The sequence below is a fragment of the Exiguobacterium undae DSM 14481 genome (assembly GCF_000620805.1).
Taxonomy (GTDB): Bacteria; Bacillota; Bacilli; order Exiguobacteriales; family Exiguobacteriaceae; genus Exiguobacterium_A; species Exiguobacterium_A undae.
Window position 1 is genome coordinate 1,663,139 of the sequence record NZ_KK211187.1, and the last position, 24,007, is coordinate 1,687,145.

A 24,007-nucleotide genomic window follows, 5' to 3' on the forward strand; every position below is an offset into this window, starting at 1 on the left:
TTTTAACTTATCTACTATACCATAGTCTTTTTCAGGCGGGGACAGTCCTCTCTGAAAAAGGAAAAATAATTCCATGCGAATGACCTTATGGTAAAATAATCCCATTACGTCAAAAAGGAGGATTCGAATGATTCATTTGGAACCGGCAACCGACCGCGATGCACTAGCGTTATTTGAACTGCAAGTCGCAGCGTTCAGTCCCTTGCTTGAGAAATACCAAGATTACGACACGAATCCTGCCAATGAAACGATGGATCGGGTCTACGCGCGGATTCATCATCCGACGAGCACGTTCCTAAAAATCATCGCGGACGGACAGCTCGTCGGCGCAATCTGTATTCGCTGGAAAGAAGACGTTCATTTCCGGATCAGTCCGCTGTTTCTAGCACCGGAATCCCAAGGCAACGGATTTGCCAAACAAGCCATGCTGCTCGCGGAAGCCCGTTATCCGCAGGCTGAGACTTGGGAACTGTCGAGTCTTTTTGAAGAAACGAAAACGTGCCAGTTGTATGAAAAGATGGGTTACGTCGAAACCGGTGTCCGGAAACCGCTTACTGCCAACGCGACGCTGATCCAGTATCAAAAAATCATGACCTGAAAAAGGAGTACACGAATGTCGATGAAAAAAACAATATCTACTGCTTTATTGTCCATTGCACTGCTCGTTCCGTTGTCACCGGACGCGATTGCTGAGACAAAGGGACCGACGACGCAGCAAAAAAATGAGTTGTATCAACAATACGAAATCGTAATTGAATCCGTGAATCAACGTCATCCGGACGGTGAGCTAGAGTTAGCCCCGATCTATGCCTTTCGGGATGAAGACTGGCGTCCGGTCGAGGAGTTCAGAAAAATCGCCAAAAAGCGGAGTACGTTCAGAATCGCTTTGACATCGGATGAGAAACAGGCGGTCAAACCGGAACAGTCAAGTGAAATCAACGTCATAGCGGATATTACGACCGATTATAGTCAAAGTGCCGAACGTCAACTCTGTTCGGATACGGTCTCCGTTACGTCCGAATCTCGTACCAAAGGGACCTGGGTTCAAAAAGGCTATACAGCAACGCGAATCGATGCCAATCAAACCTACGAAATCAGTCTCGGCGGTTACTATACGATGGACGGAATCGTGACGGGACATATACCAACGATTGAATTCCATTGCGGACGGACCGGTGAAATCAGCTGAAGATGATGCAAACCTCCCCTTTCTTTTTATCCATGTTTACCGTAGAAGTAATATTGCGCCAATCTGAATACTGTACGTTACAAAAGTTAAAGGAGTGATATTCATGGAAACCATCTTTGTTGTTATTTTGACCGCCTTGACGTTATACGGACTGGGTGTAGTTGTTACAAAGGTTCAAAAAAAGTAAGGTGTTATATCTTTGTCGAATCGAAAAAATACATATACACAGGAGTTTTTATGCTTGCTATCTTAAAAAATGAGTTTTTCCATACGTTTAAAAGCTTTAAGTCTGTCGCGATTGTCCTGTTCTTTACCTTGACGTCGGTCGTGACCGCCTCTTATTTGACCAGCCATCCGGAATTACTGGGCAATTTCGACAGTCAAGCTGCCTATACCTCGAGCATCAAGTTCTTGATTTTCTTCTTCGGTTTCTTGTTTGTCTTTGCGGTTTCGCACGACATCATCAACCGTGAGATTGACTATCAAACCATTCGACTGCTCGTCAGTAAAACATCACGTTTTAATATCATCCTCGGTAAGTTTTTAGGCTCGTTTTTATTTTGGATTGGTGCCATTTCGATCAGTTTTTTGATTGTTTCCCTCTATGCCCGGTCGTGGTTTTTACTCGATTATCTGACGGTCTGCACCGTCCTGTTTTTCATCACGTGTTTAAACATCTTTTTATCGACATGGATTTCACGTCCCAGCATGACGATGTTCGTCGGAATCTTGCTCGGGATTCTCTGTCCGATTCTCGGATTTTGGGCTGCCTTTTCGAGCAACTGGTACTTGCTGCCCTTTAAGTATCTGTTGCCGTACTACTATGTCGTGGAATCAAACGGATATCTCGTCATACCGTTCGTGATCGGTATCCTGTTTCTCGCAGCATCTTATTTTATGTTCAACAGAAGGGATTTGTAATCATGCTCGCAATTGAAGTGAACGATCTACATAAACGTTATGCCGGCAACGACGTGTTGAAAGGGATTCAACTTCACGTCACACAAGGGGAAATCTTTGGTTTTCTGGGACGTAACGGTGCCGGCAAGTCAACGTTCATTCATATCTTGACCGGCATCACTCAACCGACGAGCGGCTCCTTCTCAATTTTAGGGAAAACTCATCACCAGATGGAGAGGATCAAACAGAAGATCGGCGTCATGCCGGATACGTCAAACCTTTACCAACATATGAAAGCACTCGACTTTTTAAAGTACATGGCCGCCTTAAAAGGAGATACCAGAAGTACAGCCGAGTTAAGTCAATTGCTGGAACAAGTTGGCTTACCTCATGTTGAAAAACAAAAAATCAAGTCGTTTTCCTTCGGGATGAAAAAGAAAATCAGTATTGCGCAAGCTTTGCTCGGCAATCCGGAACTCATTTTTCTCGACGAACCAACATCCGGTCTTGATCCGGAGTCCGCCATCCTGATTCAACAGTTGATCCTCACTTTAAAAGAGCAGGGCAAGACCATTTTCCTGACGTCGCATAATCTGACGGAGATCGAAAAAATTTGTGATACCGTCGCCATCATGACGGACGGGATGATTGCCAAAGTCGGTACGGTGGCACAATTAAAACATGCAGCGAAAGAGACGATCCACGTTCATCTCCGCACGAATCCCTCACTGGACGCGATGAGATTACAGGAATGCGGAATCAATGACGTCCAGTTCATTAAACACGATCAAGCAGTCAGCGTCATCGAAGTGAACGAGGAGGAAGTCATTCCACTCTTGATCGAACGATTGACCGCCCAGCGCGTTAAGATTTACGAAGTGAAAATCGAGGTCACCTCGTTAGAAGATGTTTTCATGGCAGTTTAAAGAGACAACCCCCACTTCCTGACACGGAAGCGGGGGTGTTTTTGTACACACATGAGTCAGACAGCTGCTTACTAGTACTCAGGAAATTAAATATTTCATGGTACCCGCATTTAAAAATAGTTAATGGTTTTTAAGATGTTGCAGCTTGTCAATTTCTTCTTGAACAAAACAAACGAGTGCTTGCATCTCGTGTTCAGAGACATCAAACGACACGCCCGCCAACGCGTAGACTTCTTTGACTGAATGTGTGCGGGTCGCGCGGAGCGCTGTTTTAAAAGCTTCGATGGTTTGTTGCGGTTGCGCTTTGTATTTCCGGTACATCTGTAAGGCCGCAATTTGCGCCATCGCGTACTCAATATAATAAAAGGGTGTCTCAAACAAATGAATGATGCTCAGCCACTCCTCCCCTTTCCACCTCGAGAGTGTCCTCCAGTCGATGGCGTTGGAGTCAAACCGGTCGCTTAAGGAGGCAAACTGTTCATTTCGTTCTTCAACGGTATGTGCTGGATTTCGATACAACCATTCCTGAAACTGATCGACGATGATGGTTTGAGGTAAAAACTCGATGACCAGCCTGAATTGCTCGAGTTTTGCCTTCCGGACATGTGCTGCATCTTCAATCGCCAGATGCCAAAACTCCATGGAAAGAAGTTCAAATGTCATCGCTGCGAACTCCGCTACTTCCATCGGGATTTGCTGAAAGTTGTCCGGCGCGTCTTTCATTAAATCATGATGGATCGCATGTCCCAGTTCATGAATGAGAATGACCACATCATCAAATGTTTGTGTTCGATTCATGAAAAGAAACGACGTTTCAGACTCCGGAAGGAATTCACAAAAACCGCCACCCGCTTTATGTGCTCTTCCTTCAAGATCTAGATGCTTTTGAGATTTAAGTTCTTCCAACACTTTATGAAAAGATGGATCCAGATTACTTAAAATTCTTCCGACCGTCTCCAGCAGACTTTCAACAGATGTACTTGCCGTCTCTTGGACGTCCGAATATGGAGAGATCCGTACATCCCACGGGCGAAGTTGTTGTTTCCCCAAAAATCTGGTTTGTTCCTCTTGAAATACTTCTTTCAGCGGCACGATATGCTTTTGGACAGCCAATGCCAGTCGCAGACATTCTTTCGAGGTATAATCAATCCGCCCCAATTCCATGAAGGCATATGCCACATAGTTTTCAAGTTCCAGATTTTTGGCTTTCTCGTGGCGTAATCGAATCAGCTCTGAAAAAATACTCTGAAGTGATTCGGCGTGATGTTGATAGGAAAGATGAATCGCCCGGTAGGCAGTCTCGCGTACATCTTCATCGGATTCAAAAAGTAATGCCGTTAAATCATGGATCAAGACAGCTTCTTCATCCATGGATTGCAGACTCCCGATTAATTGGATGTATCGGTTGATTTGTTCATCCTCTTGCTGACGGATCAAGATGTTTTTGTCTGAAAACGATGTTTGTTGGTGCATTAAAATGGTTTGCATTCGTGTATTTTCAATTGCTTCGCCGTGCTTCTCGAGACAGATGTCGTACAGTCTTTTTTTACAAACTGCCAAGAGCGGTTTGATGTCACGCTGCACTTCTTTCAGTCGGTCTTCGTATTGTTGATTTGATGTATCCCTTTGAAAATCAATCGATGCCCAAATGACCATTTCATCATACTTATGAATAAACGCTCGACTCTGTTCAATGAATCGAGGAAATGTGTCCGCACTCTTCATTAACTCATTAAAATCATTTTCTAGTTTGCGCTTTACGGTCTTCATCTGCTTCCCCCTTCATCGGTACGTACTCTATGATGAACAAATCAAGCACCTTAACCAATATTTGTTAAATCAATCATTATTCTATATATGACTATACGATTATTTGACGCCGTTTTCTAGTTCGTGAAAATCTGTCTCTGTCTTTTCCTGACAAGTTTTTTCTAGAATGACTAGTTTCATTATCTTTTTGACTATTATCGTTGTCATTAAGACAAGTATCGTTTACAATTCAAGTGAGGTGAAGGAAATGAAATCAAAAGTAAAGGAACTACGGGCACGCCATGGATGGAATCAAACAGAACTGGCAAAACGCGCCAATATTTCACGCCAGACAGTCAGTTTGATTGAGCGGGGGGAGTTCATGCCGTCGCTTCTGATCGCCACTAAAATTGCCCGGGTCTTCGAAACGACAATCGAGGATATGTTTCAATTCGACGAGGAGGAGTTACTGTGAACAAAAATCTACAGTTGATATTACGGATGCTTGTTGGCGGCGCTATTGGATTTTTCTTGATGTACTGGATGTTGAGCAGTCCGCTCGAGGGAATCGCCTTTTCAGAGTACAGCGTGTGGGTCAATGGCTTTTTGCTTGTTGTCATGATCGGTTTACTACTGTTTTCGCTGATTCGTTATCGGCAAATTCAACGCCTTCTTCACCAACCGTTGACGGGAGGCGCGGAAGACTCGGCTGATCAACAGATGTATCGCTGGTTCAGTGATGGCACACTGAGTTTAAACTTAGTGCTTCCGCTTAGTCTTGTATTGGTCAGTGTGAATTTAGTGCTCGATCAACAGCTTTCATTAGTCGTGACTGGCTTCGTCGTAATGGGTGTCGGACTGATTGGTTCGATCCGGTTTCAGACGCTGGTCCAGCACATGTATCCGGAACGGAAGCTTCCGGACATCAGTGAAACGGATTATGCCATGAAACTCCTCGCGGCATCGGATGACGGGGAAAAACACGTCATGCTCGAAGGACTGTACAAAACACATTCTCTTGTTAATATGATGCTGATCGTTGGAATCATCTTGCTGCTCTTCTACTCGCTGTCGACATCGAGCTCTCAGCTATTCAGCATTTTCGTCATTACATCCATCTTGATGGTCAGTAACGCAAAATATTATCTGACGATTCGTAATCGTTAAGAACAGGAGAAATCAGCATGCTTCGAAGCATTATTGCCGGTACGTTCACCTCTGTTTTGATTTCCGGTGTCTTGACGGATGTGATAATCGGGAACAGATCAAAACATCTTTTTTCGACCCGGCTTCGGTTTGTCATACAGGCCGTTTTGTATGTCCTGTCGGGCGTCTTGATTGGAACGATTTTAATCCTGACTTTTACGAAAGAGGCTTTTGACGTCCCGGTTTCCCTAACGACTGCCGGAGGTTCCGCCCTGCTCTACTATCTCGTAAATCAGCTGATTGAACGAGCCTTCCGGCATGTTCATAAAAAGGAGACTCCTATATGTTGAACAAAATGTTGAACAAATTGTTCGCTGCCGCTCTGACCGCAATCGCTACTTCCGGTCTGTTGACGTTGGTTCTATCCGTTTATGCATTTTTTGAAGAATCAGATGAAGATGTCTTTTCCGAGGCTTTCGATTATTTCCTCATCTATATGTTCTATTCGTTTCCCGTCATCTTCATTTCAGGAATTCTCGTCGATTGGCTGAAGAAACGATTCGTTTCATTCTTCCCTAAGCGCCGGAAGACAGTCCCTTTTTTATATGGTGTGTCAGGCAGTACAATCGCCCTGGTTATTCTTTTACTAAATCATGACGGAGCCGTTCGGTTCAGTGAACTGTTGTTCTTGCTGCCTTTCCTGATGCTTTGCGGCGCATCAGCGATTCTGTATTTTTGGATTTCGCATAGAATTCTCAAAAAATCGTTTAATAATCCTAAAAAATGACTCGCGGTTAAAACTACCGGAGTCATTTTTGATGTCAGTCGAGCATCGTCCGTTTGAACTGAATAAGCCTCATTCGTTGACCGTTCAGTTCGACTTCTACTGCTTTGCTTTCTTGTTGGAATCCGTTACCTGTCAGAATTTTTTGCGAAGCGATGTTTCCGTCCGTCGTTTTTGCTTGAATTTCCTTAATATCAAGTTTCCGACATTGTTCAATCAACAGCTGGACGGCCTCTTTGGCAATTCCCTTTCCCGTATGATTCTGTCCAATCCGGTACCCAAGTTCTGCCCGTTTCGTAGTTACATCCCGATCGACGAGATTGATGCGACCGATAATTTCTCCGCCTTCATCTTTAATCAGGTAAAAGAACGAAGTGCCATCTCGCTGTTCCTGCAAAAGCGACGCATGGCGCTGCTTAAACATCTCAGGCATGTAATAGTCATCTCCGCGTGACGGAATCGATTTTTCAAAATAAGTGCGGTTCTTGAGTTCAAATGCATATAATTCTTCTGCGTCCAGTGCCGTACAGGCCTTCAACTGAATTTTCATATCACCCCTCCTAACCCCCTAATTATTCCTTTCAAATTCCATATATTATCATTATAATCATATAAGATACGTTGTATCAATGCGTCGCCATTACTGGTCAAGTTAGGAAACAGCATGTTCATCAAACGAAATCATCATAATTTAGCTACTCATAACGTCCGTGTCTTTTATTTCATTACTTTGTTTGGCACGATCAATCTCCTCGATCCGGTCATCACCTTGTTTTATTTTCATCGCGGCTTGTCGGCATCTGACATTCTGATCATCCTCTTCATGTATTGTGCCGCCACGTTAGTATCGGAAATCCCGACCGGTGCCTTTGCCGACCGCTTTGGACCAAAAGCGTCGTTTTTAACCGGCAGCCTCATCAGTATTTTCTCAACCAGTCTGTTGCTGGTCGCAGACAATCTCTGGTGGTTTTCGATTCAGGGACTGCTGTGGGGATTATCAACGTCCTTCTTTTCCGGTTCAGACGATGCCTTGATTTACGAATCATTAAAGGAAAGCGGTCAGGAAAAGACGATGAGTCAGGTCATGGCGAAGATTTCGTCCGTCATGTTCTCCGTCACGATTTTTACCAGCCTGATCGGCGCCTATCTCGTCCGCGATTTAGCGGAAAGTCAGTTCCAATTTCTGATCCTCATCGGAATTCTCTTCAAAATCATCGAATTCTTGTTGATTTTCAGTCTGATCAATCCTAAATCGTTTGATCAGTTCCGGGACAACCCGTATACCCATGTTAAAAACGGTTGGCAGATCATCCGCCGATCACCGGATCTGATTAAAGTTTTTCTCAACTTTACGATAGTATTGATTCCATCTGTCGTCATTTTCGGAAAGTTTGAGCAACCGTATGTGACGGGAGCCGGACTTCCCGTTGCATGGCTCGGTGTTTTGTACGCAAGCGCTGCTCTACTCAGCATGCTGATCACCCGACATCTCGCGTGGCTGTTGCTCCGGTTTAAACGGACGACATTGATGCAACTGTCCGGCGTCGTCACACTGCTTGCCGTTACGTTGGCCAGTTTCTTGTTTGACAGTTTATGGATCGCCTTAGTGCTCTTTTTTGTCCTCCGGATGCTCCGGTCAATCCGCCAACCGCTTTATTCCGGCATCATCAACGAACATATCCCGTCCGGCAGCCGGGCAACGACGCTCTCGCTGCTCAATCTCGTCGATTCCGCGTTCGACTTAATCATTCTCGGAACGATGTCATTCGTCGCGACTCTCGGATTACCGGCCATCTTTATCGGGTGTGCTCTGATTATCGGAGTGGGTCTGTTGTTTCCGGTGCGGGAGGCGAAACAGCCGGTACAGTAAGGTCTCCTCCTCTAAGAATGAAGGCAGACAAAAAGACACAGCTGTTCACTGTGCCTTCGTCTGCTTCTCTCTTTTTCCAACCAACACAATCGTACAAAACAGAAAAATCGTGCCTAAACCGGCACCAACAAGCAGTGCCGAGTCAACGACAGGCCGAAGTGCAAGTCCTGCCATAATAGAAGAAGCATTTAGCAAAAGAAACATCGTTATGTAGTTTTTCTTCATTTTACATTTCCTCCCTTTTTCATTATTGTACAATTTAATGTATCGGTTTTACAAACAATTGTCTTAAAGAATGGACGTGTATGCTGTGTTTTACCGAAAAGTAATCGCCGCTTCTCTTAGCGGCTCCATCTTTGCGATTTTATTTGGTCTGTTCGTTCCATATCCGAACAGTCCTACTTCCAACTTGATTTGGCAGTATATATCAAGTGTTTTAATCAGCATTCCGGTCTACCTGATGTACAGTTTCCCGTTCATCCTGATTTACGGCGGGATCACTTCACTGCTCAGTGAGATCATCAGCCGACGTATGACCAAAAATCAAAAAGCCGAATTTGTTGTATTGGGTGCGTTGCATCTGGCATTCGGATCTGTTTTTTTCCTGATATTTAATCCTTACGCCGGTACCCTCAGCTTAGCTGCAGCATTCCTGTTTTTCGTGACAGATCGTTACTTACAGAACAAACGAGCTTCGTACCGTCTGACGCAAGCATTGATGAGTCTTGAAATTCCGATTGGCGTCTGGATTCTGTTCATGGGACTTGTTTATCTTCAAAGCATGTTGACTGGATTCTGAACAGGAGCGGACCATCTAACCATACAGGTGGTCCGCTCTTGTTAAAAGTATGTATTAAACCCGATCTCATCTTCCCGCAGTATTCCTTTTTCATTGATGTATTCCGTGGCCAGATTTCCGTGTCGGAGCAGTTTCTTTTTCTTTAAAGCTGTTGCCAGCCGGTTCAAATTCTTTTCTTCAGTCGGTGAGCGGTCCCGCTGCAGTGTAATCGTAATGAACGGTGGGATTTTTGCTTTCTCATACTCGCTTGACGATGATGGATCCAGCTTCAATTGTTGGACAGCTTCTTGATAGTACACTGCCTTGTATGCGGTCCCTTGACCGAAAATCGTTTCGACAAGCGGACGGATCTTTTCCGTCAGTGTCTGCGACCACAGTTCAGACAAGTAGGTATCCGTAACCTGTTTTGTCTGCTGATCGACATACACGAAAAAATCGATATTTGTCTTTAAATCATTCAGTTGCACGGCATAATCAAACTCGGAGTACCTGCCCGTCGAGTCGTAGAAGACGCCCGCTACTTCAGCCTGTTGAAAGTGTTTCGCGATGTATGATTTCGTCTCACGTACGACTCGATCTGCTTCCGGTTCGTCCGGTTCCCTGGACTGGACATACAGAAAAACAACCAGACCTACCATCACGACCATGACACCAAAAAGAATCAGTAGCTTTTTAGCAAATACGCTCATGTTACCCCCTCCTTTTTTCCCTAATACTACCATCCTAATTATTCAATTGACTAAATTCATCCATATTTTTCTTTCGTATTTCTTTTAATATCTCTACAATGAACATAATCCGTTTTTCTCTGAATACTTTTGATGAAAGCGTGGTGAAGACATGCGCCGCACCATTCGTTTACTGATTCTGGGTCTGTTCATAGTCTGCGTTTTATCCGGCTGTTCCCACGAGGAATATGTGATCGAAGAAATCCAAGGCGATCAGCTTTCGCTCGGTCCTGAGGAGCAGGATCCGGAAGCTTCGTACGCCTTGACCGAAGTCATGGTTGACGATCAGACGAAGATTGACGGTCGGACCAACCCATTATCCGTCTTAAAACCGGGGGACATCATCCGGTTCGAATACCGGAAAGACAAACAACCGCTCGTCGCAACGATCGAGCGGGTCAATTGAAAGAGGAAAGAAGGTCGATGATTTGAAACTGACAGGAAAACGCATTTTGGTGACCGGCGTCACCGGGACGCTCGGCGCGCGTGTCGCAAGACGACTTGTATCGGAAGCACTCGAAGTCCGCGGCTTGATCCGGAATCCCAATCAGCTTGCTGCTGTGGAGCAACTGGGTTTCACACCGGTCCTCGGTGACCTTACCGATCGAGCGTCGCTTCGACAAGCGATGGAGAAGATTGACTGGGTGATCCATTGTGCCGCCTATCTTGGGGAGGAGCAGGTCCTTGCGCATCAAGCCAACGTGGTTGGCGTCGAGCACTTGGCCGCTGTGGCACATGAAACGGGGGTACGCATCGTCCATATCTCGACGACATCCGTCTACGGAGAACCAGCGGACGGTCAGTTGACCGAGTCGTCGCCGCTCGCCGTTGACCATCCGGCACCGTACATCGAGACAAAAATCCGCTCGGAACGCATTTTGAACGAGTATGCAGCGTACGGACTCGACGTCCGCATTCTACGGTCCGGTGCCATCTGTGCCGAACACGATTCCTACTGGGGCGACCGCCAAGTCAAACGGATGCAGGAGGCGGAGATCGTGACTTGGGTCCATCCGGACGATGTCGTGAACTGGGTTCATGCCGATAATCTGGCCGAAATGGTGTACCTCGTCCTCACGCGCGGGCAAGCCGGTGACGTCTTCCATGCGGTCGACGCCAACATTCCGGAAACCGACTTTCGCATGCGTCTGATCGAAGCGTCGGGCAAGCCGTACCGCATCCCGAACCGGATTGCGGAGCATCCGACCTATTCGAACGACAAAATCGTCGCCCTCGGTTACCGGCCGATTCGTTCGTTTGAAGAAACGATGGAAGTATTGCTAGCATCGTTCGCGGTCCCCTCAACGCCTGAATAACGGATAGAAGTCTCATTCGATCTACACTTGTTTACAACCGACTCCACAATTGAGTGAGTTGTTGCTGCACGGTCCAAAACATCCACCAACATGCTCCGGCGCATATCAGGCTGAATAACAGTGATCCGCCCCGGCTCAAAAGCAGATACAATACCAACAACAGCAAAAATGTCGCCGGTAAGCCTGACAAGACACTTTTGACAAACGCCGTCACTTCCGTTTTGGATTGTCCCTGCTGGATGAGCCAGACCAGACTGATCAGACTTACGAGCGGCAGAGCAGCAATCACGCCACCGTACGACGGCGACCGTCGGGCCAGTTCTGTGACAAGACCGATGACAAGGGCACTCGACAAAATTTTAATCAGAAAAGCAGTCATCTGCCGCCTCCCGGAATAAGCGAAACGCCGCCTGAATGGCTTGTTGGTCTGCCGGTGACAACTGCGCTAAGACACGTTCGACCCGACCGGCATCCAGTTCGGTATGTGTTTTGACGGCTGTCCGTCCTTCCGATGTCAAACTGATTTGAACGACGCGTTGGTCGGTCTCGGAACGTTGTTTGACGATGTACCCCAGTCCTTCTAGTTTTTTGACATGTTCGGACGCGGTGTTCGGAGACAAGGCAAATCGTTTGGCAATTTCCTTCACCGTCATCACCCCTGCCATTTGAATCGTCTGCAAAATCCGGACGCTTTGGTGCGACAGGTTTTCCGCCCATGTTGGGTGCAATCGATAGTACAACCGGGCAAAATCCTCATGAATCGTTGACATCTTGGTCACTCCTTTTTATATCGTTACAACCGATTATATCGTATTTTACGATATAAAAACAAATCAGATTTGAAAGCGAGGTTTTTGTATGAAGAAACGTGCCACGTTATTACTCTTAGGCAGTATATGTTTGAGCGCAGGTTGTGCTACTGAAACCACGACGTCTACAACGGACTCGATTGCAGCCGAAGCCCGTCAAGATACAACAGCCGACTTGATTCGGGCAGACGACCGGGTGTATCAGCTCGACGGAACGGACGCGACCATCAAAAAAGACGACGTGACCTCCTTTTCGACGGTCAAAAAACAGGTGACTGCCAAACAACCGTTGACGGACCAAGCAGCAACGGACTGGCAAGCTGGAACGACGTTATATCGGGACGAAGAAGCAACGGGCGTGCTCTATGTTTTTAAGGGAACGACCGCTTATCGCTATACGGCGATTCCGGAAGGTTGACCTATTTTTAAAAAGACGTGGCCGAACCTTACGATTTTGTTAGTTCACTCCGTTACGTCGAGATGGTACACTAGCGACATTATGTTCCGACCATCCACTAAGGGAGACTTCTTGATGAGACAGACCACGCATACATCCACTTCCACCTCGACAACGAATCAAAAGATCATTCAATTGATCCAAGGCCTTTATCAGTTACATACGACACCCATGAAAGCGGCCCATTATCAAAAGCTGGCAACTTATTTACCCTATCCTTCTCTAGAGGAAATTGAACAACGGTTTGGATCCTGGACAAAACTACTGGAACAAGCCGGTATCGTCAAACCGATTGATTTATCAAACCGCGATCGTTTGACGCTGAACCGCTCCAAATCATCTCCGTCCCGAAAACGTTGGACCGTCGAAGAAAGCATTGCTTTTTACGTCGAGACGTGCGGCTCCCGTGTGACCATCCGGTCCTACTCCGAACTGCGGACCGCCCATCCACAGATGATGAGTGCGAACACGATCATCCGCCACCACGGCACCTGGAAACAGGCATTGGCACACTTTCAATTGTCCTCAAACGGCTTTTACTCGGACGAGGACTGTTTAAACGCCTTGCGCCAAGCCTATGAGAAAATCGGACCGGCGATAACGAGTCAGGATTATGTCCGCTTCGCCCGTAAGCAGCAACTGCCCTCGTTGACGTTGCTGATTGAACGATTCACGAGCTGGCGCGAAGCATTACGGATCCTGGAAGAGTCGCGTTAAAAAAAACGGTTGATCCTCACGCAAATGGAGGATCAACCGTTTTTTTCATTGTTCTGATTCTGCAACATCTGATACGAGGATTTCATGGTCCTCTCCTTCTTCGCAGTCGGTCAAGAAGACGACGGACCGTTCATTTTCCGTCCGCTTCTCGAGATTTTGACAGATTTCCTTGTTCCGGTCGTCCGTTTGCGAACCGTATGCGTCGCGTGACGAATCAAGCGAGTACGTGAACCGTTTGCCGTCATAGCTGACGTCCTCGAGGATTGCATCCCCTTCCGTCGTATAATTCGTAATCCGGATCGTGTCCTTCTCTTTTTCGTCGACGTGCTTCAGAAACGTCGCAAATCGATCCATGTGGTGCTGCTCCGGTGTCGTGACGATGTCTCCGTTTTTGACGGCTTCCTCCATAGAATAACTTTTCCCGCATCCGCCTAACGTCAACAAACAAAAACCAATTACGGCAAGCCCACGCCTATTCATTCCTTTTCCTCCTTTAGAGTGTCGTCGCAACAGTTTGTAAATCATCTGCCGTTTCGGCAATCGACTGGGCAATCCGTCGCATCCCTTCAATCGTTCCCGCGACTTGCTCCGTGTCTTGCGATAAGCTGACGATTTGTTTTGAAACATCAACAGTTTGACGGGAGATTGTCGTAAAGGCATGGACAACACGTGTCAGTTCCTCCGTCGTTTGCACGACTGATTGTTCTGTTCCGTTCATCCGCTGTGAGACTTGTCCCATTTTGGAGGTGATTTCCTGCGCGATACTTGATGCTTCGGAGGCGGAACGTTTACTCTCTTCGGCAAGCTTACGGATCTCCTGTGCAACGACAGTAAAACCACGCCCCATCTCCCCCGCCCGGGCTGCCTCAATCGAAGCATTCAGACTCAGTAAATTCGTCTGATCGGAAATGGCCGTGACCATTCCGGCAATTCGTTCGATTTCTTGCGATAAAAAAGCGAGTTGCGTCATCTGTTCCGTCGTCTGTGTCATCTCAGCGACGACGTGCTCAAACCGTTTGGTTTCCGATTCGACCAAATCGACGCCATCCTCTGCTTCTTTTGCGGCTTGGCTTAATTGCGTCGCAATCGTTCCCGTTGTCAGCGAAACCTGTTGGGCATGCCGTTCCATCTCTTGAAAACTCGCCGACGACTGTTCACTCATCGCCGCCAATTCTTCCGTCGATTTTTGGACGGCTTGACCGATCCGGACTTTTGCATCCGTGACCATCTGCCGCTCGTTTTCGATCGTATCTTCATACATCGTCAGCACGATTTGTTGTTCGAGATTAAACAGCTTTCCGACCGACCGGACAATCCGCACTTGTTCCGACTGGGGCACCGTGCTTGCCTCAACTTGTTGACTGAAGACGTTCAACACCTTTTGAAACGAAGCAATGTACCATTTATTATGTAAGCCGATCCGAACATGACGATCGGCAATCCGTTTTCGGACCGCTACATATTCCGGCGTCACTTGTCCGTCAAACATCTGCAAGATGTGCTTGGCAAGTGTTCCTTTTAAACGCTCCAGTGTCGAGTGCCGTTCGATCAGCTGTTTCAGTTCCGGCACCCGGACCAGTTCTGCATAAAAGGCGTCGACCATTTGTGGCATCCAGTCCGCGACATCGTGACGAATCAAACGGACAATTTGTAAATCTTCGACCGTCAGATCAATCAATTGAAGTTGTTCGGTCAATCCAGTCCCAGCTTCTAATCGGACAAAATCACGTTCTTGAACGATCCGTTCTGAGAACGTCATCTCCTGTTGCTTTGACCACCATTTCATCTCGTTGCACTCCTTCTCAGTCATCTCTTCTTGTATAACGGTTTCTCCGAACGAAAAATAAAGCGTTTTCACTCTAAAAAACCCATAATTATGATAACTTGTCAGAAAATACATTTCCCGTATCCTTGATAGCAAAAAACGATCCGTTGTCGACGGATCGTTTAGTAATGCCTCACATGGTTCGTTGTACCAGCCAGTCGTCGAGACGTTGGAGTTGTGACGTAAACCCTTCTTTCATCCCCATCTCAAGAACTTGTTTGACCGCTTCCTCCGTTTTAAAGTCAGACCGGAACACCACCCGGGTCCGATTGCCGACGGTTTCGAACGTTGTCTCGTTTTCACTGCCCGGTAATTCCTCCGAAATCATCCCTGACGCGTCCGAGAAATAGTCGGCGTGGGCATAACGATGCGGCGCGTCGATCTGCCGAAAAATCGCTTTGCCCCATGACTCCATTCCGTAAAAATCGCCTTGTGCGGGATCCTTGCAACGCATGCAGTAATGCCAGATACCGCCTTCAACAAAGTCGAATGTCGTAATTTCCGTCTCCCAACCCTCCGGTCCCCACCAGGCTTCGAGTTGTTCTTTTTGCGTAAACGCGGCAAATACCATCTCGCGCGGGGCGGCAAATGTCCATTCCATTTGTAGGACGGAACCATCCACCGTCGTTTTTAATTTATCCTCCATCTTTATTCACTCCTTCTGAATCGACTGATTTCTGCTGCTGTTCCAAGTACGCTTCAAGCCGGACCATCCGACTGACCATCTGCTGTTCAAACGATTGACTCCATGCAGTGATGCCTTGAAAGACTTCCGTCCTTAAATGATAGATCCGGCGGTTCGCGACCGGCTCCATCCGGACAATGTCCGCTTCGAGCAAAACCTTTAAGTGTTTCGATGTCTGTGGTTGATTCAACTGCAGTTGCACCGCAATTTCACCGACCGGTAACGGACCCGTCTTCAACAGTTCAACGATCTTCAATCGATTGGCATCGGATAAAGCAAATAACGTTCGTGCAAGCCCATCTGACATGATTTCCACCTCTTCTGTATCTATATACCCTTTAAGGAATATTCCAAACAAGGAATATATAAAATTGAGCGGAAAAGTTGTCTTTGCGAGCTGACGTACAGTATCGTCAAGACAGAATAACATGTAGAGAGAGTGAATTCTGATGAAAACCGAATGGCTTGAAGCCTTTCATGTCACGGCGGAAACATCCAGTCTGACGAAAGCGAGCGAGTTGCTGCACATGACGCAACCTGCGCTCAGTAAACAAATCAAAAATCTTGAACAAACCGTCGGAACTGCCCTGTTCACCCGGACGACGAGCGGTGTTTCGTTGACCCCGGCAGGAGACATCGTGTTTAAAGAAGGACAGCGGATCATCGAACAGCTCGACGAGATGCAACGGCAAATTGATCAATTGCAGGGACAGACGTCGTTTACCCTCGGTTCCTGGCCGAGTGTCGCCATGTCTTACCTGCCGCAACACTTTGCCAACCATCCATCGGTGGACGGTCCGGAACTCAAGATCAAGACGGCCCATACGTACATCGAGCTGATGGCCGGGCTGGAGCAGCATCAGTACGATGCCGTCTTGCTCGACGACCGGCAGATTGACCATCCGTATCCGTCGACGCACCTGTATACGGAACCATTTTTACTGTACTTCCACGAAGCCGACGAGCGGTTTGAAGGCTGTGTCGACGTCCGCTTTGATCAGATTGAAGCTTCGTCATTCCTGTCGTTGCCAATCGACTGTGACTCGACGAACATCTTAAAGGCGGCTTTCGCTGAGCGCAGCGCGACCTATACCATCGCGTCAGAAATGGAATTTGGCTCAAGCGTCCTCGGATTCATCCGGGCAAAACTCGGGATTGCGATTTTACCGGCCATCTTCCAGGATGGTCTTCCTCCGGAAATCCGAACCCTGCCGATCACCGGCTTCGACGTGACACGCGAACTGTCGCTTGTGACGCGGGATACAGAACACCACCAGACGTTACTCCGCCTGATTGGTCATCCCCGTAACCGTTGATCCAGTCGGATCCGAAGTGTGTCGATATCGGCACGGTCGAGTATCTGCTCGTTAATTTCACCGTATCGGACAACATGATACAGCATCGGATCAATCGTCAAATCAATCCGGTCATGCCAGTCCTTGAGGGTTTCTTCCGGGCGGCGCTTTAAGACGTCAGGCAATTGCCGGTCAAACGACAACATCAAGTGACGGACTTCGGACACGGAGTCCGTTTGTTTTGCTTGCGGACGCCAGATAGATGGAACCGGGACCGTTCGCAAAACCTGCGGATCCCCTTCTTCCGTTGGATCAAGCGTCTGTTTACGCCAGCGGTATCTGGATAACCGACGAAAAACAAAAACGGATAATCCGGCTGCGACCAGTGCTCCGACCGGTACCAAGATATCGGGCAAGAACAAGGAGGTCCCTTTGATCATTGGACCGCTCGGAAAATATTTAACTTTAATCGTCTGCGCCTTCAGTCCTTTACGCGGTTCGATCTGATAGTTGAATTCATAATCCGCCGGTTTATAGATGTATGTCTTATAAACATAACGTTCAAACGCAACCAGCGATGCAGCCAGTACTAAAACGGAGAGAATCATCAGTCCGAGCTTCCGTTGCATATTGCCCCTCCTTTTTTACCAAATAATAACATAAAGCTTGTTTGTTCATCAGTATTTTTCTTTCTTTTCAGTCAATTTCAGCGTACAGTGAAACTACACTGTCAGATGGGATGTGATCGTATGTATTTACCTTCTTTTCGACTGGATCAAAAAACCGTTCTCGTGACCGGTGCCGGACGCGGAATTGGTCGTGCTCTCGCCATCGGGATGGCGGAAGCCGGAGCGGATGTCCTGCTTGTTGCCCGGACCGAATCCGACTTACAGGAAACAGCGAAACAAATCGAACAGCTCGGTCGGCGCGCCTTTGTTTTGACGTGTGACGTGACGGACCGGACGCAGGTCCAAGCGACGGTCGACCGTGCCTATACATATGTCGACCGGATCGATGTGCTCGTCAACAACGCCGGGATGAATATCCGCTCGAAGGCACTGGATGTCACGGAAGATGAGTGGGAAACGATTCAACAAACGAACTTAAAATCGGCCTTCCTGTTTTCACAGGAAATCGGCCGTCGGATGCAGGACACAGGTGGCAGTATTCTCAACATCGCTTCGGTCGCAGGACATGTCGCGTTGCGGACCGGCGTTGTCTACGCGACGACAAAAGCAGCTTTGATTCAGATGACAAAAGTCCTCGCGCTTGAATGGGGTCCGAAAAACATCCGTGTCAATGCGATTGGTCCGTGGTATTTCAAGACGCCGCTGACGGAACCGTTACTCGCTGATCCCGCTTATTTGCAGGACATCGTTGACGTGACACCGCTCGGACGGGTCGGTGAATTGACGGAACTCGTCGGACCGGCTGTCTTTCTCGCGTCGGATGCCGGAACATACGTCACCGGACAAACGTTATTCGTGGACGGTGGGATGACGATTAAAGGCTTTTAAGGCGAGACAAAAAGGACTTCCGATCTTGATCGAAAGTCCCTTTTTTCTGTCATGTCCTATTTTTAAAGTGAGGTGGGAAATCTGTATGGGTGCTTTAAAAAGTAAAATTGCTGTTGTCACAGGTGCTTCACGGGGTGCCGGTCGCGGCATTGCTTATGAACTCGGACGAGCCGGAGCAACCGTCTACGTCACCGGACGCAGTACACAGGAAAGCTCCACCGACGATCGTCCGGAAACAATTGAACAGACGGCCGCCGGTGTCACGGCTCGCGGTGGTCACGGAATTGCGGTCCGCTGTGACCATACGGATCCGGATGATGTTGCCCGATTGGTTCAACAGATTCACGATCAGCACGGTCGGATTGATCTGCTCGTCAACAGTGTGTTCGGTGGTTCGGAAGCTTCGCTTCCTCCCGGACAGGGCAAACGGTTTTGGGAACGTCCGCCGGAACACTGGGACGCGATGATGGTCGCCGGACCAAAAGCCTATTTGCTGACGACACGGGCGGCTGTTCCGTTGCTTGAACAAAGTCCGGCTGCATTGATCGTTAATTTGACGTCGTTCAGTCCGAATCAAGCGGCCGGCAACTTGTATTACGATTTGGCGATGCAGTCGATCAACCGGATGACGTGTGTCATGGGACAGGAACTTCGAACGGCACGAATCGCAGCCGTCGCCCTTTGCCCCGGTTTCATGCGGACGGAACGAGTCGTGGACGCAGGATTCGGCAACCAGGCAACCGAGACCACCGCTTACGTCGGACGAGCTGTCGTCGCTCTGGCACAGGATCCGGATATCCTGCAACGGACCGGTCAAGCCTTATTCGTCTCGGAACTCGCCCGTGACTACGGCTTCTCGGATCAAGACGGTTCGCAGTCGGCTTCATTTGGATTATAAGTAAACTTTTATCGATTTACACAAGAAGGTTCGGCTTGGTCTCGCGACAGCCGAACCTTCTTGTATTTCATTATGCCATTCTCCGGCCAATTACCCGGTACATCAGTTTGATTAGAATGAGTGTCGTGATAAGTGTGACAACGAGGACGGCAATCGGCAACAAGACCGGATAACCGAAGACATTGACCGTCACATACTCCCGGAACAAAACGTAAACACTTAGAGCTTGTCCCTGTGTGAACTTCATCAGGTTCAACATGAAATCCGGTGTTTCTGTATTAAACAGAACCGTTTCAATCAGGAAAGGTCCGCCGACGATGAGTCCACCGAGGAATACAGCGACCACTGTCTGTTTGATCAACATCGACAGGAACGACAGGACGATGACAAGCGAAACGGCAATCACCCACTGATACAAGATGGAAATCCCGTATAATTCAGCGAACGTCAGCGGGTACGGTGAGTTGACGTAAGCCGCTTGAATCGGAATCTCCCAACCGGAATGCCCGCGGAAGAAACACAGCAGTTGAACCAGATTGTAGATTAGAATCGTCCCCGTTACCAGTGCGATGGATACCATCAGCTTGGCTGTCAACAATTGTTTTCTCCCATGCCGTGAGGAATAAAGATACGCCGCAACACCGGTCTGATATTCACTGGAAAAACTGACGGCTGTTCCGAGAATCAGAACCACTGCCAACAACGCATATCCACCGGTTCCTGAAAACGTCAGCAATTGATCAAACGTTTGATAGTTTCCGACCGGACGATAATCAATCGCTTCGGTCAAATCAGCTTGTAATGAGAGTTGCCGTTTTTCATATACAGTTGATGCCTCCTCTCCTTCCTGACGGAGCAAAGAGACATCTTTAGATTGCTTGTCATAAGCCGATGCAGCCTCGAGCACGTTATGATAGGAAGCATTTTGTTTCTTTTCTTCTGCCGTCGGATCCGTTTTTTTGACATAGGCTTCACTCCCGGCTTCCGCACGCGCAATCATTTCTGAAGTCAGTTCTCCTTCAAAACCTGTGTTGACGCGATCCGCCCACGGCCATCCCATGCGTTGAACGGAAAAATACAATCCGGCAATCAGGATGACCAGCAACAATAACCATAAAAAACGTTGCTGCAACAACTTGTAAAACTCAAAGCGGACAAGTTCCCGCAACGTACTGTCTGATTTTTTCATACGACTTGCCTCTTTCGACTAGTTTGATAAAGAACCTTCAATACAATCAGGGTCACGATCACCTGCACAAGCAGAATAGCTGCCGGCAGTAACAGCGGAATTCCGAGATTGATGGTCTGATACGTCTTAAACACTTCTCCGGTCAACAAGGCGCGGCTCGGAAAAAATAAAATCCCTTGCTCAAAAACTTTTGTTTCCGGAAAGAAGGTGCCCGAAATCACAAATTGGTAAAGAAGCGGGACACCCATTAAAATGCTCGACCAGAGAATCGCATGAATCGCCGTTTTGACGAAAAATGAGATTGCGAGCACCCAAATGCCAAGCACGATTAATACAAATGTCTGATAACCAAACGATACCAACCAGTATTGTCCGATGGAGAACGGATACGGTGAATTGGTCAAACCCTCCATCACTTGCATCGGAGCGGACCAATCAATCGTTCCAAAACGATACCAGGCAAGACACAAAATCCCGAGATGTACTACTAGACTGATGCCCGTCAGGAATATCGATCCGGCAAGCAGTTTTGCCGTCAGTAACTTCGTTCGACCGTTCACAGCGGGCAGTTGATATTGATCGACGCCCGAAACCCGTTCTTTGGAATAGATGAAAGCAATCAGTAACAGCAAAGGGAACAGCAGGACAGCAACGCCGGCTTGAGTCGTAAACGTTACTGCTTTTTCTGCCGGGATGTGGTACTGGATCGTGTCCAGATTGATTTGTTCCAACAGACTGGTATGTAAGGCACGATCCCGTTCTTCAAAGCCCGATTTGGCCAATCCGTTCGTTAAAGTTTCCAGCCCCTGTGCTTTTAAAATTTGGGCTTCTTCAATGTTAAACAAGTGGGCGAATGCTTTATTTTCAAACGAAACAACGGAATCAGGTTGTCCACTTAAATCATAGTTTTCATCATTGATTTTATTTGCGCGGTCATGTATTTTCTTAAATGTTTCTGCCGTCGCCGGACCCTCCCATGCTGCATACTTCGCGCGGACATTTGCTTCCTCTTCCGAAAAGACCGAAGGCATCAAGTACAGCAATAAGGCGGCGATGAACAGCATGGCAGGAATCGATGTGCAGAGTTTATACAATTCAAAGCGAATCAACCGGCTCATGCACTTTTTCCCCGTCCGTCCAAATGATACAAATACAAGTCTTCCAGTTGCGGCTCATCTTGGGCCGCCTTCGGATGCGGCATTTGGCTTGAAATGATTCGGACCCGGTTTTTACCTTGTCGCGTTTGTTGGATTGATCCGATTTGATACGTGTCTTGTAATTCGAGCAATTCCTGATCCGTCACATCAACGGTCCAGATTTCAGTCGCAATTTCATCCAACAGCTCATACGGATTGGCTTGTTTGATGATGCGTCCCTGCTTCATCAAAATGATTTCACGCGCAATCGATCCGACATCCGAAACGATATGGGTCGACAGCAAAACAATCCGCTTCCGGGCAATCGACGCAATCAGATTCCGGAAATGAATCCGTTCCTTTGGATCAAGGCCAGCTGTCGGCTCATCAATGATCAAGAGTTCCGGATCATTCAGCAACAATTGGGCAATCCCGATTCTCCGCTTCATGCCGCCGGAAAAGCTTTTCAACTTCTTATTGGCGTGTTCTGTCATGTTGACCGCTTCGAGGGCGGACATGACGCTTGTTTGGACATCTTGTTTTGGCACACCTTTGACGGTCGCGAGATAACTTAAAAATTTAGCGGCGGTAAAGTTGCTGTAGATTGGCGTGTCTTGCGGAAGATAGCCGATTTTTTCGCGGTACGCGTCAGCAAGCGGCGACATTTCTTGTCCGTCAACAAGAATTTTACCCGTTGATGGTTTAAGCAATCCTGCTAAAATCTTCATCAATGTTGACTTACCTGCCCCGTTTTCTCCGAACAACGCATAGACGCCCGGTTCTAACGTGATATTGGCATCCATCAATGCCTTTTTTCCATTCAGATATGTTTTTGAGGTGTTCTGAATCTCAATCTTCATTCCATTTGACTCCTTACGTTCATGATTTAATCTAGCATCTTACACATTATACAAAATTTGTATCTTTCAGTGTGATGGATTTCAAATAAATGTTTTTGCTATAATGGGTATTCTTTGAATTCAAATGAGAGCGTATGCAGAAAGGAGTTCTGACTATGGAACAGACCAAACCATTTACTTTAATCAATCAGGCAGTCATGAGTTACGGTCTTGACTTTCAATCCCTTGAAATTGAACCCGTCTCTTTCACAATCTACGGCAAACACGGAGATTTACACTACAAAATCCTGGTCGATGAACGTCCTTATTCGATTCGTCTGTTACCAAAAAAGCGTTATGTCAATTCTGATTTGTCCCACTCTACACCGGATCTACTTACAAAACAGTTGCGGTACACCGATTATCTGCGGGCACATGGTATTCCGTTCATGGAGCGCGTGGAGCCGTCACGGAATGGTCTTTTTACGACAATCACTGATCCGTCCGGACAAAATTGGACATGTTGTCTGTTTCACTGGATGGACGGACAACATGTGACGGCAAATACAGTACATACGGCGGCCCGGATGGGAACGTTAGCCCGTCGATTGCATGATGTTTCGCTGCATCAACACGATATCTGTTTTCCATACATTGACCATACGGTTGCCTATCAGCGTTGGCTCGGCGATTTACAACGGCTATCGATTTCACGGATGCCGGAACCGGTCCGAAATTTCTTGCAGGAGTATCTGAATCTAGCACAATTTCATCTCGACACCGCAAGACACTACAAATCTTCTTCACTTCAACCGGTCATCTCGACGGATTTAAATTCGCTCAATATCTTATGGAATCAGGGTCAACAAATCGTCGGAATCGTTGATCACGAACATATCGGCGCAACCGACCGCGTGCAGGATTTGGCCTGGCTGATCAAATGGTATGCCCGGACGGAAAGTATCGAATCGCATACTGTGTCCGGTCGTTTAGCGAAAATTTTACTGGCCCACTATAATTCGCCGACCATGCTCGTGCCGGAAGAGGATCCGCGGCTGGCTGCCTTGCTTTGGCTCTTGGGCTGCATGAATCTACATTTCGTCGAACGGACGAAACAGCTTGCGTTCGATGCAAAAAACAATCCGGGCGGTTATGAGCAGTTGCAGCTGCATTTGCAGACATACCGTGCAAGAGGTGAACAACTTTCCGGACTATTACGCAATTAAAAAAAAG

The 24,007-nt window shown here is 47.5% G+C and carries 32 protein-coding genes; 18 read left to right on the forward strand and 14 right to left on the reverse strand.

What is annotated here, in order from left to right; genetic code table 11:
- Window positions 1-127 precede the first annotated feature (127 nt).
- The 4 genes from P397_RS0109185 (at window position 128) to P397_RS0109205 (ending at window position 3,015) form a co-directional block, all read left to right on the forward strand.
- Window positions 128-598, forward strand: a complete 471-nt coding sequence (locus tag P397_RS0109185; protein ID WP_028106290.1) for a GNAT family N-acetyltransferase — start codon at window positions 128-130, stop codon at window positions 596-598.
- A 21-nt stretch (window positions 599-619) separates the two neighbouring features.
- A complete protein-coding gene (locus tag P397_RS0109190) occupies window positions 620-1,189 on the forward strand; it encodes a hypothetical protein (RefSeq protein WP_152539594.1) in 570 nt (189 codons plus the stop codon).
- A 237-nt stretch (window positions 1,190-1,426) separates the two neighbouring features.
- Entirely contained in the window at window positions 1,427-2,110 is a 684-nt protein-coding gene (locus tag P397_RS0109200; RefSeq protein WP_028106292.1) for an ABC transporter permease, read from the forward strand.
- Window positions 2,111-2,112: 2 nt separating this feature from the next.
- Window positions 2,113-3,015 carry an ABC transporter ATP-binding protein gene (locus tag P397_RS0109205; RefSeq protein WP_028106293.1) on the forward strand — a complete coding sequence of 301 codons (903 nt, stop codon included), beginning with the start codon at window positions 2,113-2,115 and terminating at the stop codon, window positions 3,013-3,015.
- Window positions 3,016-3,135: 120 nt separating this feature from the next.
- Here the strand turns inward: P397_RS0109205 and P397_RS0109210 are convergent, their stop codons facing one another.
- Entirely contained in the window at window positions 3,136-4,785 is a 1,650-nt protein-coding gene (locus P397_RS0109210) for a M3 family oligoendopeptidase (RefSeq protein WP_028106294.1), read from the reverse strand.
- A 247-nt stretch (window positions 4,786-5,032) separates the two neighbouring features.
- Here P397_RS0109210 and P397_RS0109215 point away from each other — a divergent pair, with 247 nt between their 5' ends.
- The 4 genes from P397_RS0109215 to P397_RS0109230 are packed head-to-tail and all read left to right on the forward strand — an operon-like array spanning window position 5,033 to window position 6,697.
- Complete coding sequence (locus P397_RS0109215; RefSeq protein ID WP_028106295.1) at window positions 5,033-5,239, forward strand: helix-turn-helix transcriptional regulator; 207 nt, start codon at window positions 5,033-5,035, stop codon at window positions 5,237-5,239.
- Window positions 5,236-5,931: a DUF3169 family protein gene (locus P397_RS0109220; RefSeq protein ID WP_035414138.1), complete on the forward strand. Its 696-nt coding sequence runs from the start codon at window positions 5,236-5,238 to the stop codon at window positions 5,929-5,931. The genes P397_RS0109215 and P397_RS0109220 overlap by 4 nt, the downstream gene beginning before the upstream one ends.
- Window positions 5,932-5,948: 17 nt before the next feature.
- Window positions 5,949-6,260 carry a hypothetical protein gene (locus P397_RS0109225; protein ID WP_028106297.1) on the forward strand — a complete coding sequence of 104 codons (312 nt, stop codon included), beginning with the start codon at window positions 5,949-5,951 and terminating at the stop codon, window positions 6,258-6,260.
- Window positions 6,254-6,697 (forward strand): hypothetical protein, encoded by a 444-nt coding sequence (locus P397_RS0109230; RefSeq protein WP_235183968.1) that lies wholly within the window; start codon window positions 6,254-6,256, stop codon window positions 6,695-6,697. The genes P397_RS0109225 and P397_RS0109230 overlap by 7 nt, the downstream gene beginning before the upstream one ends.
- A 34-nt stretch (window positions 6,698-6,731) precedes the next feature.
- On the opposite strand, the gene P397_RS0109235 is transcribed toward P397_RS0109230, so the two are convergent.
- Entirely contained in the window at window positions 6,732-7,244 is a 513-nt protein-coding gene (locus P397_RS0109235; RefSeq protein ID WP_028106299.1) for a GNAT family N-acetyltransferase, read from the reverse strand.
- Between the two features lie 114 nt (window positions 7,245-7,358).
- Here P397_RS0109235 and P397_RS0109240 point away from each other — a divergent pair, with 114 nt between their 5' ends.
- Window positions 7,359-8,564 carry an MFS transporter gene (locus tag P397_RS0109240; protein ID WP_028106300.1) on the forward strand — a complete coding sequence of 402 codons (1,206 nt, stop codon included), beginning with the start codon at window positions 7,359-7,361 and terminating at the stop codon, window positions 8,562-8,564.
- A 45-nt stretch (window positions 8,565-8,609) separates the two neighbouring features.
- Here P397_RS0109240 and P397_RS0109245 read toward each other — a convergent pair whose 3' ends face one another.
- On the reverse strand, window positions 8,610-8,789 hold the full coding sequence (locus P397_RS0109245) for a hypothetical protein (RefSeq protein ID WP_028106301.1): 180 nt from the start codon (window positions 8,787-8,789) through the stop codon (window positions 8,610-8,612).
- Window positions 8,790-8,874: 85 nt separating this feature from the next.
- Between P397_RS0109245 and P397_RS0109250 the strand changes: the two genes are divergently transcribed.
- Window positions 8,875-9,363, forward strand: a complete 489-nt coding sequence (locus tag P397_RS0109250) for a hypothetical protein (RefSeq protein WP_051523958.1) — start codon at window positions 8,875-8,877, stop codon at window positions 9,361-9,363.
- A 41-nt stretch (window positions 9,364-9,404) separates the two neighbouring features.
- Here P397_RS0109250 and P397_RS0109255 read toward each other — a convergent pair whose 3' ends face one another.
- The gene (locus P397_RS0109255; RefSeq protein WP_028106303.1) at window positions 9,405-10,052 is read right to left on the reverse strand and encodes a hypothetical protein; all 648 of its coding nucleotides are present in this window, start codon (window positions 10,050-10,052) and stop codon (window positions 9,405-9,407) included.
- Between the two features lie 151 nt (window positions 10,053-10,203).
- Here P397_RS0109255 and P397_RS0109260 point away from each other — a divergent pair, with 151 nt between their 5' ends.
- A complete protein-coding gene (locus tag P397_RS0109260) occupies window positions 10,204-10,497 on the forward strand; it encodes a hypothetical protein (protein ID WP_028106304.1) in 294 nt (97 codons plus the stop codon).
- Window positions 10,498-10,519: 22 nt separating this feature from the next.
- Window positions 10,520-11,407, forward strand: coding sequence for an NAD-dependent epimerase/dehydratase family protein (locus tag P397_RS0109265; RefSeq protein WP_028106305.1), 888 nt, complete (start codon window positions 10,520-10,522; stop codon window positions 11,405-11,407).
- A 31-nt stretch (window positions 11,408-11,438) separates the two neighbouring features.
- Here P397_RS0109265 and P397_RS0109270 read toward each other — a convergent pair whose 3' ends face one another.
- Both P397_RS0109270 and P397_RS0109275 read right to left on the reverse strand, forming a co-directional pair.
- The gene (locus P397_RS0109270; RefSeq protein WP_035414141.1) at window positions 11,439-11,786 is read right to left on the reverse strand and encodes a DUF3147 family protein; all 348 of its coding nucleotides are present in this window, start codon (window positions 11,784-11,786) and stop codon (window positions 11,439-11,441) included.
- The gene (locus P397_RS0109275; protein ID WP_028106307.1) at window positions 11,767-12,177 is read right to left on the reverse strand and encodes a MarR family winged helix-turn-helix transcriptional regulator; all 411 of its coding nucleotides are present in this window, start codon (window positions 12,175-12,177) and stop codon (window positions 11,767-11,769) included. Before P397_RS0109275 ends, P397_RS0109270 begins: the two co-directional genes overlap by 20 nt.
- An 88-nt stretch (window positions 12,178-12,265) precedes the next feature.
- On the opposite strand from P397_RS0109275, the gene P397_RS0109280 reads away from it, so the two are divergent.
- Together P397_RS0109280 and P397_RS0109285 are read left to right on the forward strand one after the other, a co-directional pair.
- The gene (locus P397_RS0109280; protein WP_028106308.1) at window positions 12,266-12,634 is read left to right on the forward strand and encodes a hypothetical protein; all 369 of its coding nucleotides are present in this window, start codon (window positions 12,266-12,268) and stop codon (window positions 12,632-12,634) included.
- Window positions 12,635-12,748: 114 nt separating this feature from the next.
- Window positions 12,749-13,390: a hypothetical protein gene (locus tag P397_RS0109285; RefSeq protein ID WP_028106309.1), complete on the forward strand. Its 642-nt coding sequence runs from the start codon at window positions 12,749-12,751 to the stop codon at window positions 13,388-13,390.
- A gap of 45 nt (window positions 13,391-13,435) precedes the next feature.
- Here P397_RS0109285 and P397_RS0109290 read toward each other — a convergent pair whose 3' ends face one another.
- From P397_RS0109290 to P397_RS0109305, 4 genes are all read right to left on the reverse strand, one after another.
- Window positions 13,436-13,870, reverse strand: a complete 435-nt coding sequence (locus P397_RS0109290) for a DUF4362 domain-containing protein (RefSeq protein WP_028106310.1) — start codon at window positions 13,868-13,870, stop codon at window positions 13,436-13,438.
- Window positions 13,871-13,883: 13 nt separating this feature from the next.
- Entirely contained in the window at window positions 13,884-15,176 is a 1,293-nt protein-coding gene (locus tag P397_RS0109295) for a globin-coupled sensor protein (protein WP_028106311.1), read from the reverse strand.
- A gap of 172 nt (window positions 15,177-15,348) precedes the next feature.
- Complete coding sequence (locus P397_RS0109300; RefSeq protein ID WP_028106312.1) at window positions 15,349-15,861, reverse strand: SRPBCC family protein; 513 nt, start codon at window positions 15,859-15,861, stop codon at window positions 15,349-15,351.
- The gene (locus tag P397_RS0109305; protein WP_028106313.1) at window positions 15,851-16,207 is read right to left on the reverse strand and encodes an ArsR/SmtB family transcription factor; all 357 of its coding nucleotides are present in this window, start codon (window positions 16,205-16,207) and stop codon (window positions 15,851-15,853) included. The genes P397_RS0109300 and P397_RS0109305 overlap by 11 nt, the downstream gene beginning before the upstream one ends.
- Before the next feature lie 142 nt (window positions 16,208-16,349).
- Here P397_RS0109305 and P397_RS0109310 point away from each other — a divergent pair, with 142 nt between their 5' ends.
- Entirely contained in the window at window positions 16,350-17,216 is an 867-nt protein-coding gene (locus P397_RS0109310; protein WP_028106314.1) for a LysR family transcriptional regulator, read from the forward strand.
- On the opposite strand, the gene P397_RS0109315 is transcribed toward P397_RS0109310, so the two are convergent.
- Entirely contained in the window at window positions 17,198-17,824 is a 627-nt protein-coding gene (locus P397_RS0109315; protein ID WP_028106315.1) for a hypothetical protein, read from the reverse strand. The two genes, P397_RS0109310 and P397_RS0109315, sit on opposite strands and share 19 nt — an antisense overlap.
- Window positions 17,825-17,944: 120 nt before the next feature.
- Between P397_RS0109315 and P397_RS0109320 the strand changes: the two genes are divergently transcribed.
- Complete coding sequence (locus tag P397_RS0109320; protein ID WP_028106316.1) at window positions 17,945-18,712, forward strand: SDR family NAD(P)-dependent oxidoreductase; 768 nt, start codon at window positions 17,945-17,947, stop codon at window positions 18,710-18,712.
- A gap of 85 nt (window positions 18,713-18,797) precedes the next feature.
- Window positions 18,798-19,610, forward strand: a complete 813-nt coding sequence (locus tag P397_RS0109325) for an SDR family NAD(P)-dependent oxidoreductase (protein WP_028106317.1) — start codon at window positions 18,798-18,800, stop codon at window positions 19,608-19,610.
- A 70-nt stretch (window positions 19,611-19,680) separates the two neighbouring features.
- On the opposite strand, the gene P397_RS0109330 is transcribed toward P397_RS0109325, so the two are convergent.
- From P397_RS0109330 to P397_RS0109340, 3 genes are read right to left on the reverse strand one after another with little or no spacing between them, the layout of a single operon-like run.
- Window positions 19,681-20,799: an ABC transporter permease subunit gene (locus tag P397_RS0109330; RefSeq protein WP_028106318.1), complete on the reverse strand. Its 1,119-nt coding sequence runs from the start codon at window positions 20,797-20,799 to the stop codon at window positions 19,681-19,683.
- Window positions 20,796-21,917 (reverse strand): ABC transporter permease, encoded by a 1,122-nt coding sequence (locus tag P397_RS0109335; RefSeq protein WP_028106319.1) that lies wholly within the window; start codon window positions 21,915-21,917, stop codon window positions 20,796-20,798. The genes P397_RS0109330 and P397_RS0109335 overlap by 4 nt, the downstream gene beginning before the upstream one ends.
- Entirely contained in the window at window positions 21,914-22,795 is an 882-nt protein-coding gene (locus P397_RS0109340; protein WP_028106320.1) for an ABC transporter ATP-binding protein, read from the reverse strand. The genes P397_RS0109335 and P397_RS0109340 overlap by 4 nt, the downstream gene beginning before the upstream one ends.
- A gap of 155 nt (window positions 22,796-22,950) precedes the next feature.
- On the opposite strand from P397_RS0109340, the gene P397_RS0109345 reads away from it, so the two are divergent.
- Window positions 22,951-24,000, forward strand: coding sequence for a phosphotransferase (locus P397_RS0109345; protein WP_028106321.1), 1,050 nt, complete (start codon window positions 22,951-22,953; stop codon window positions 23,998-24,000).
- Window positions 24,001-24,007: the final 7 nt, after the last annotated feature.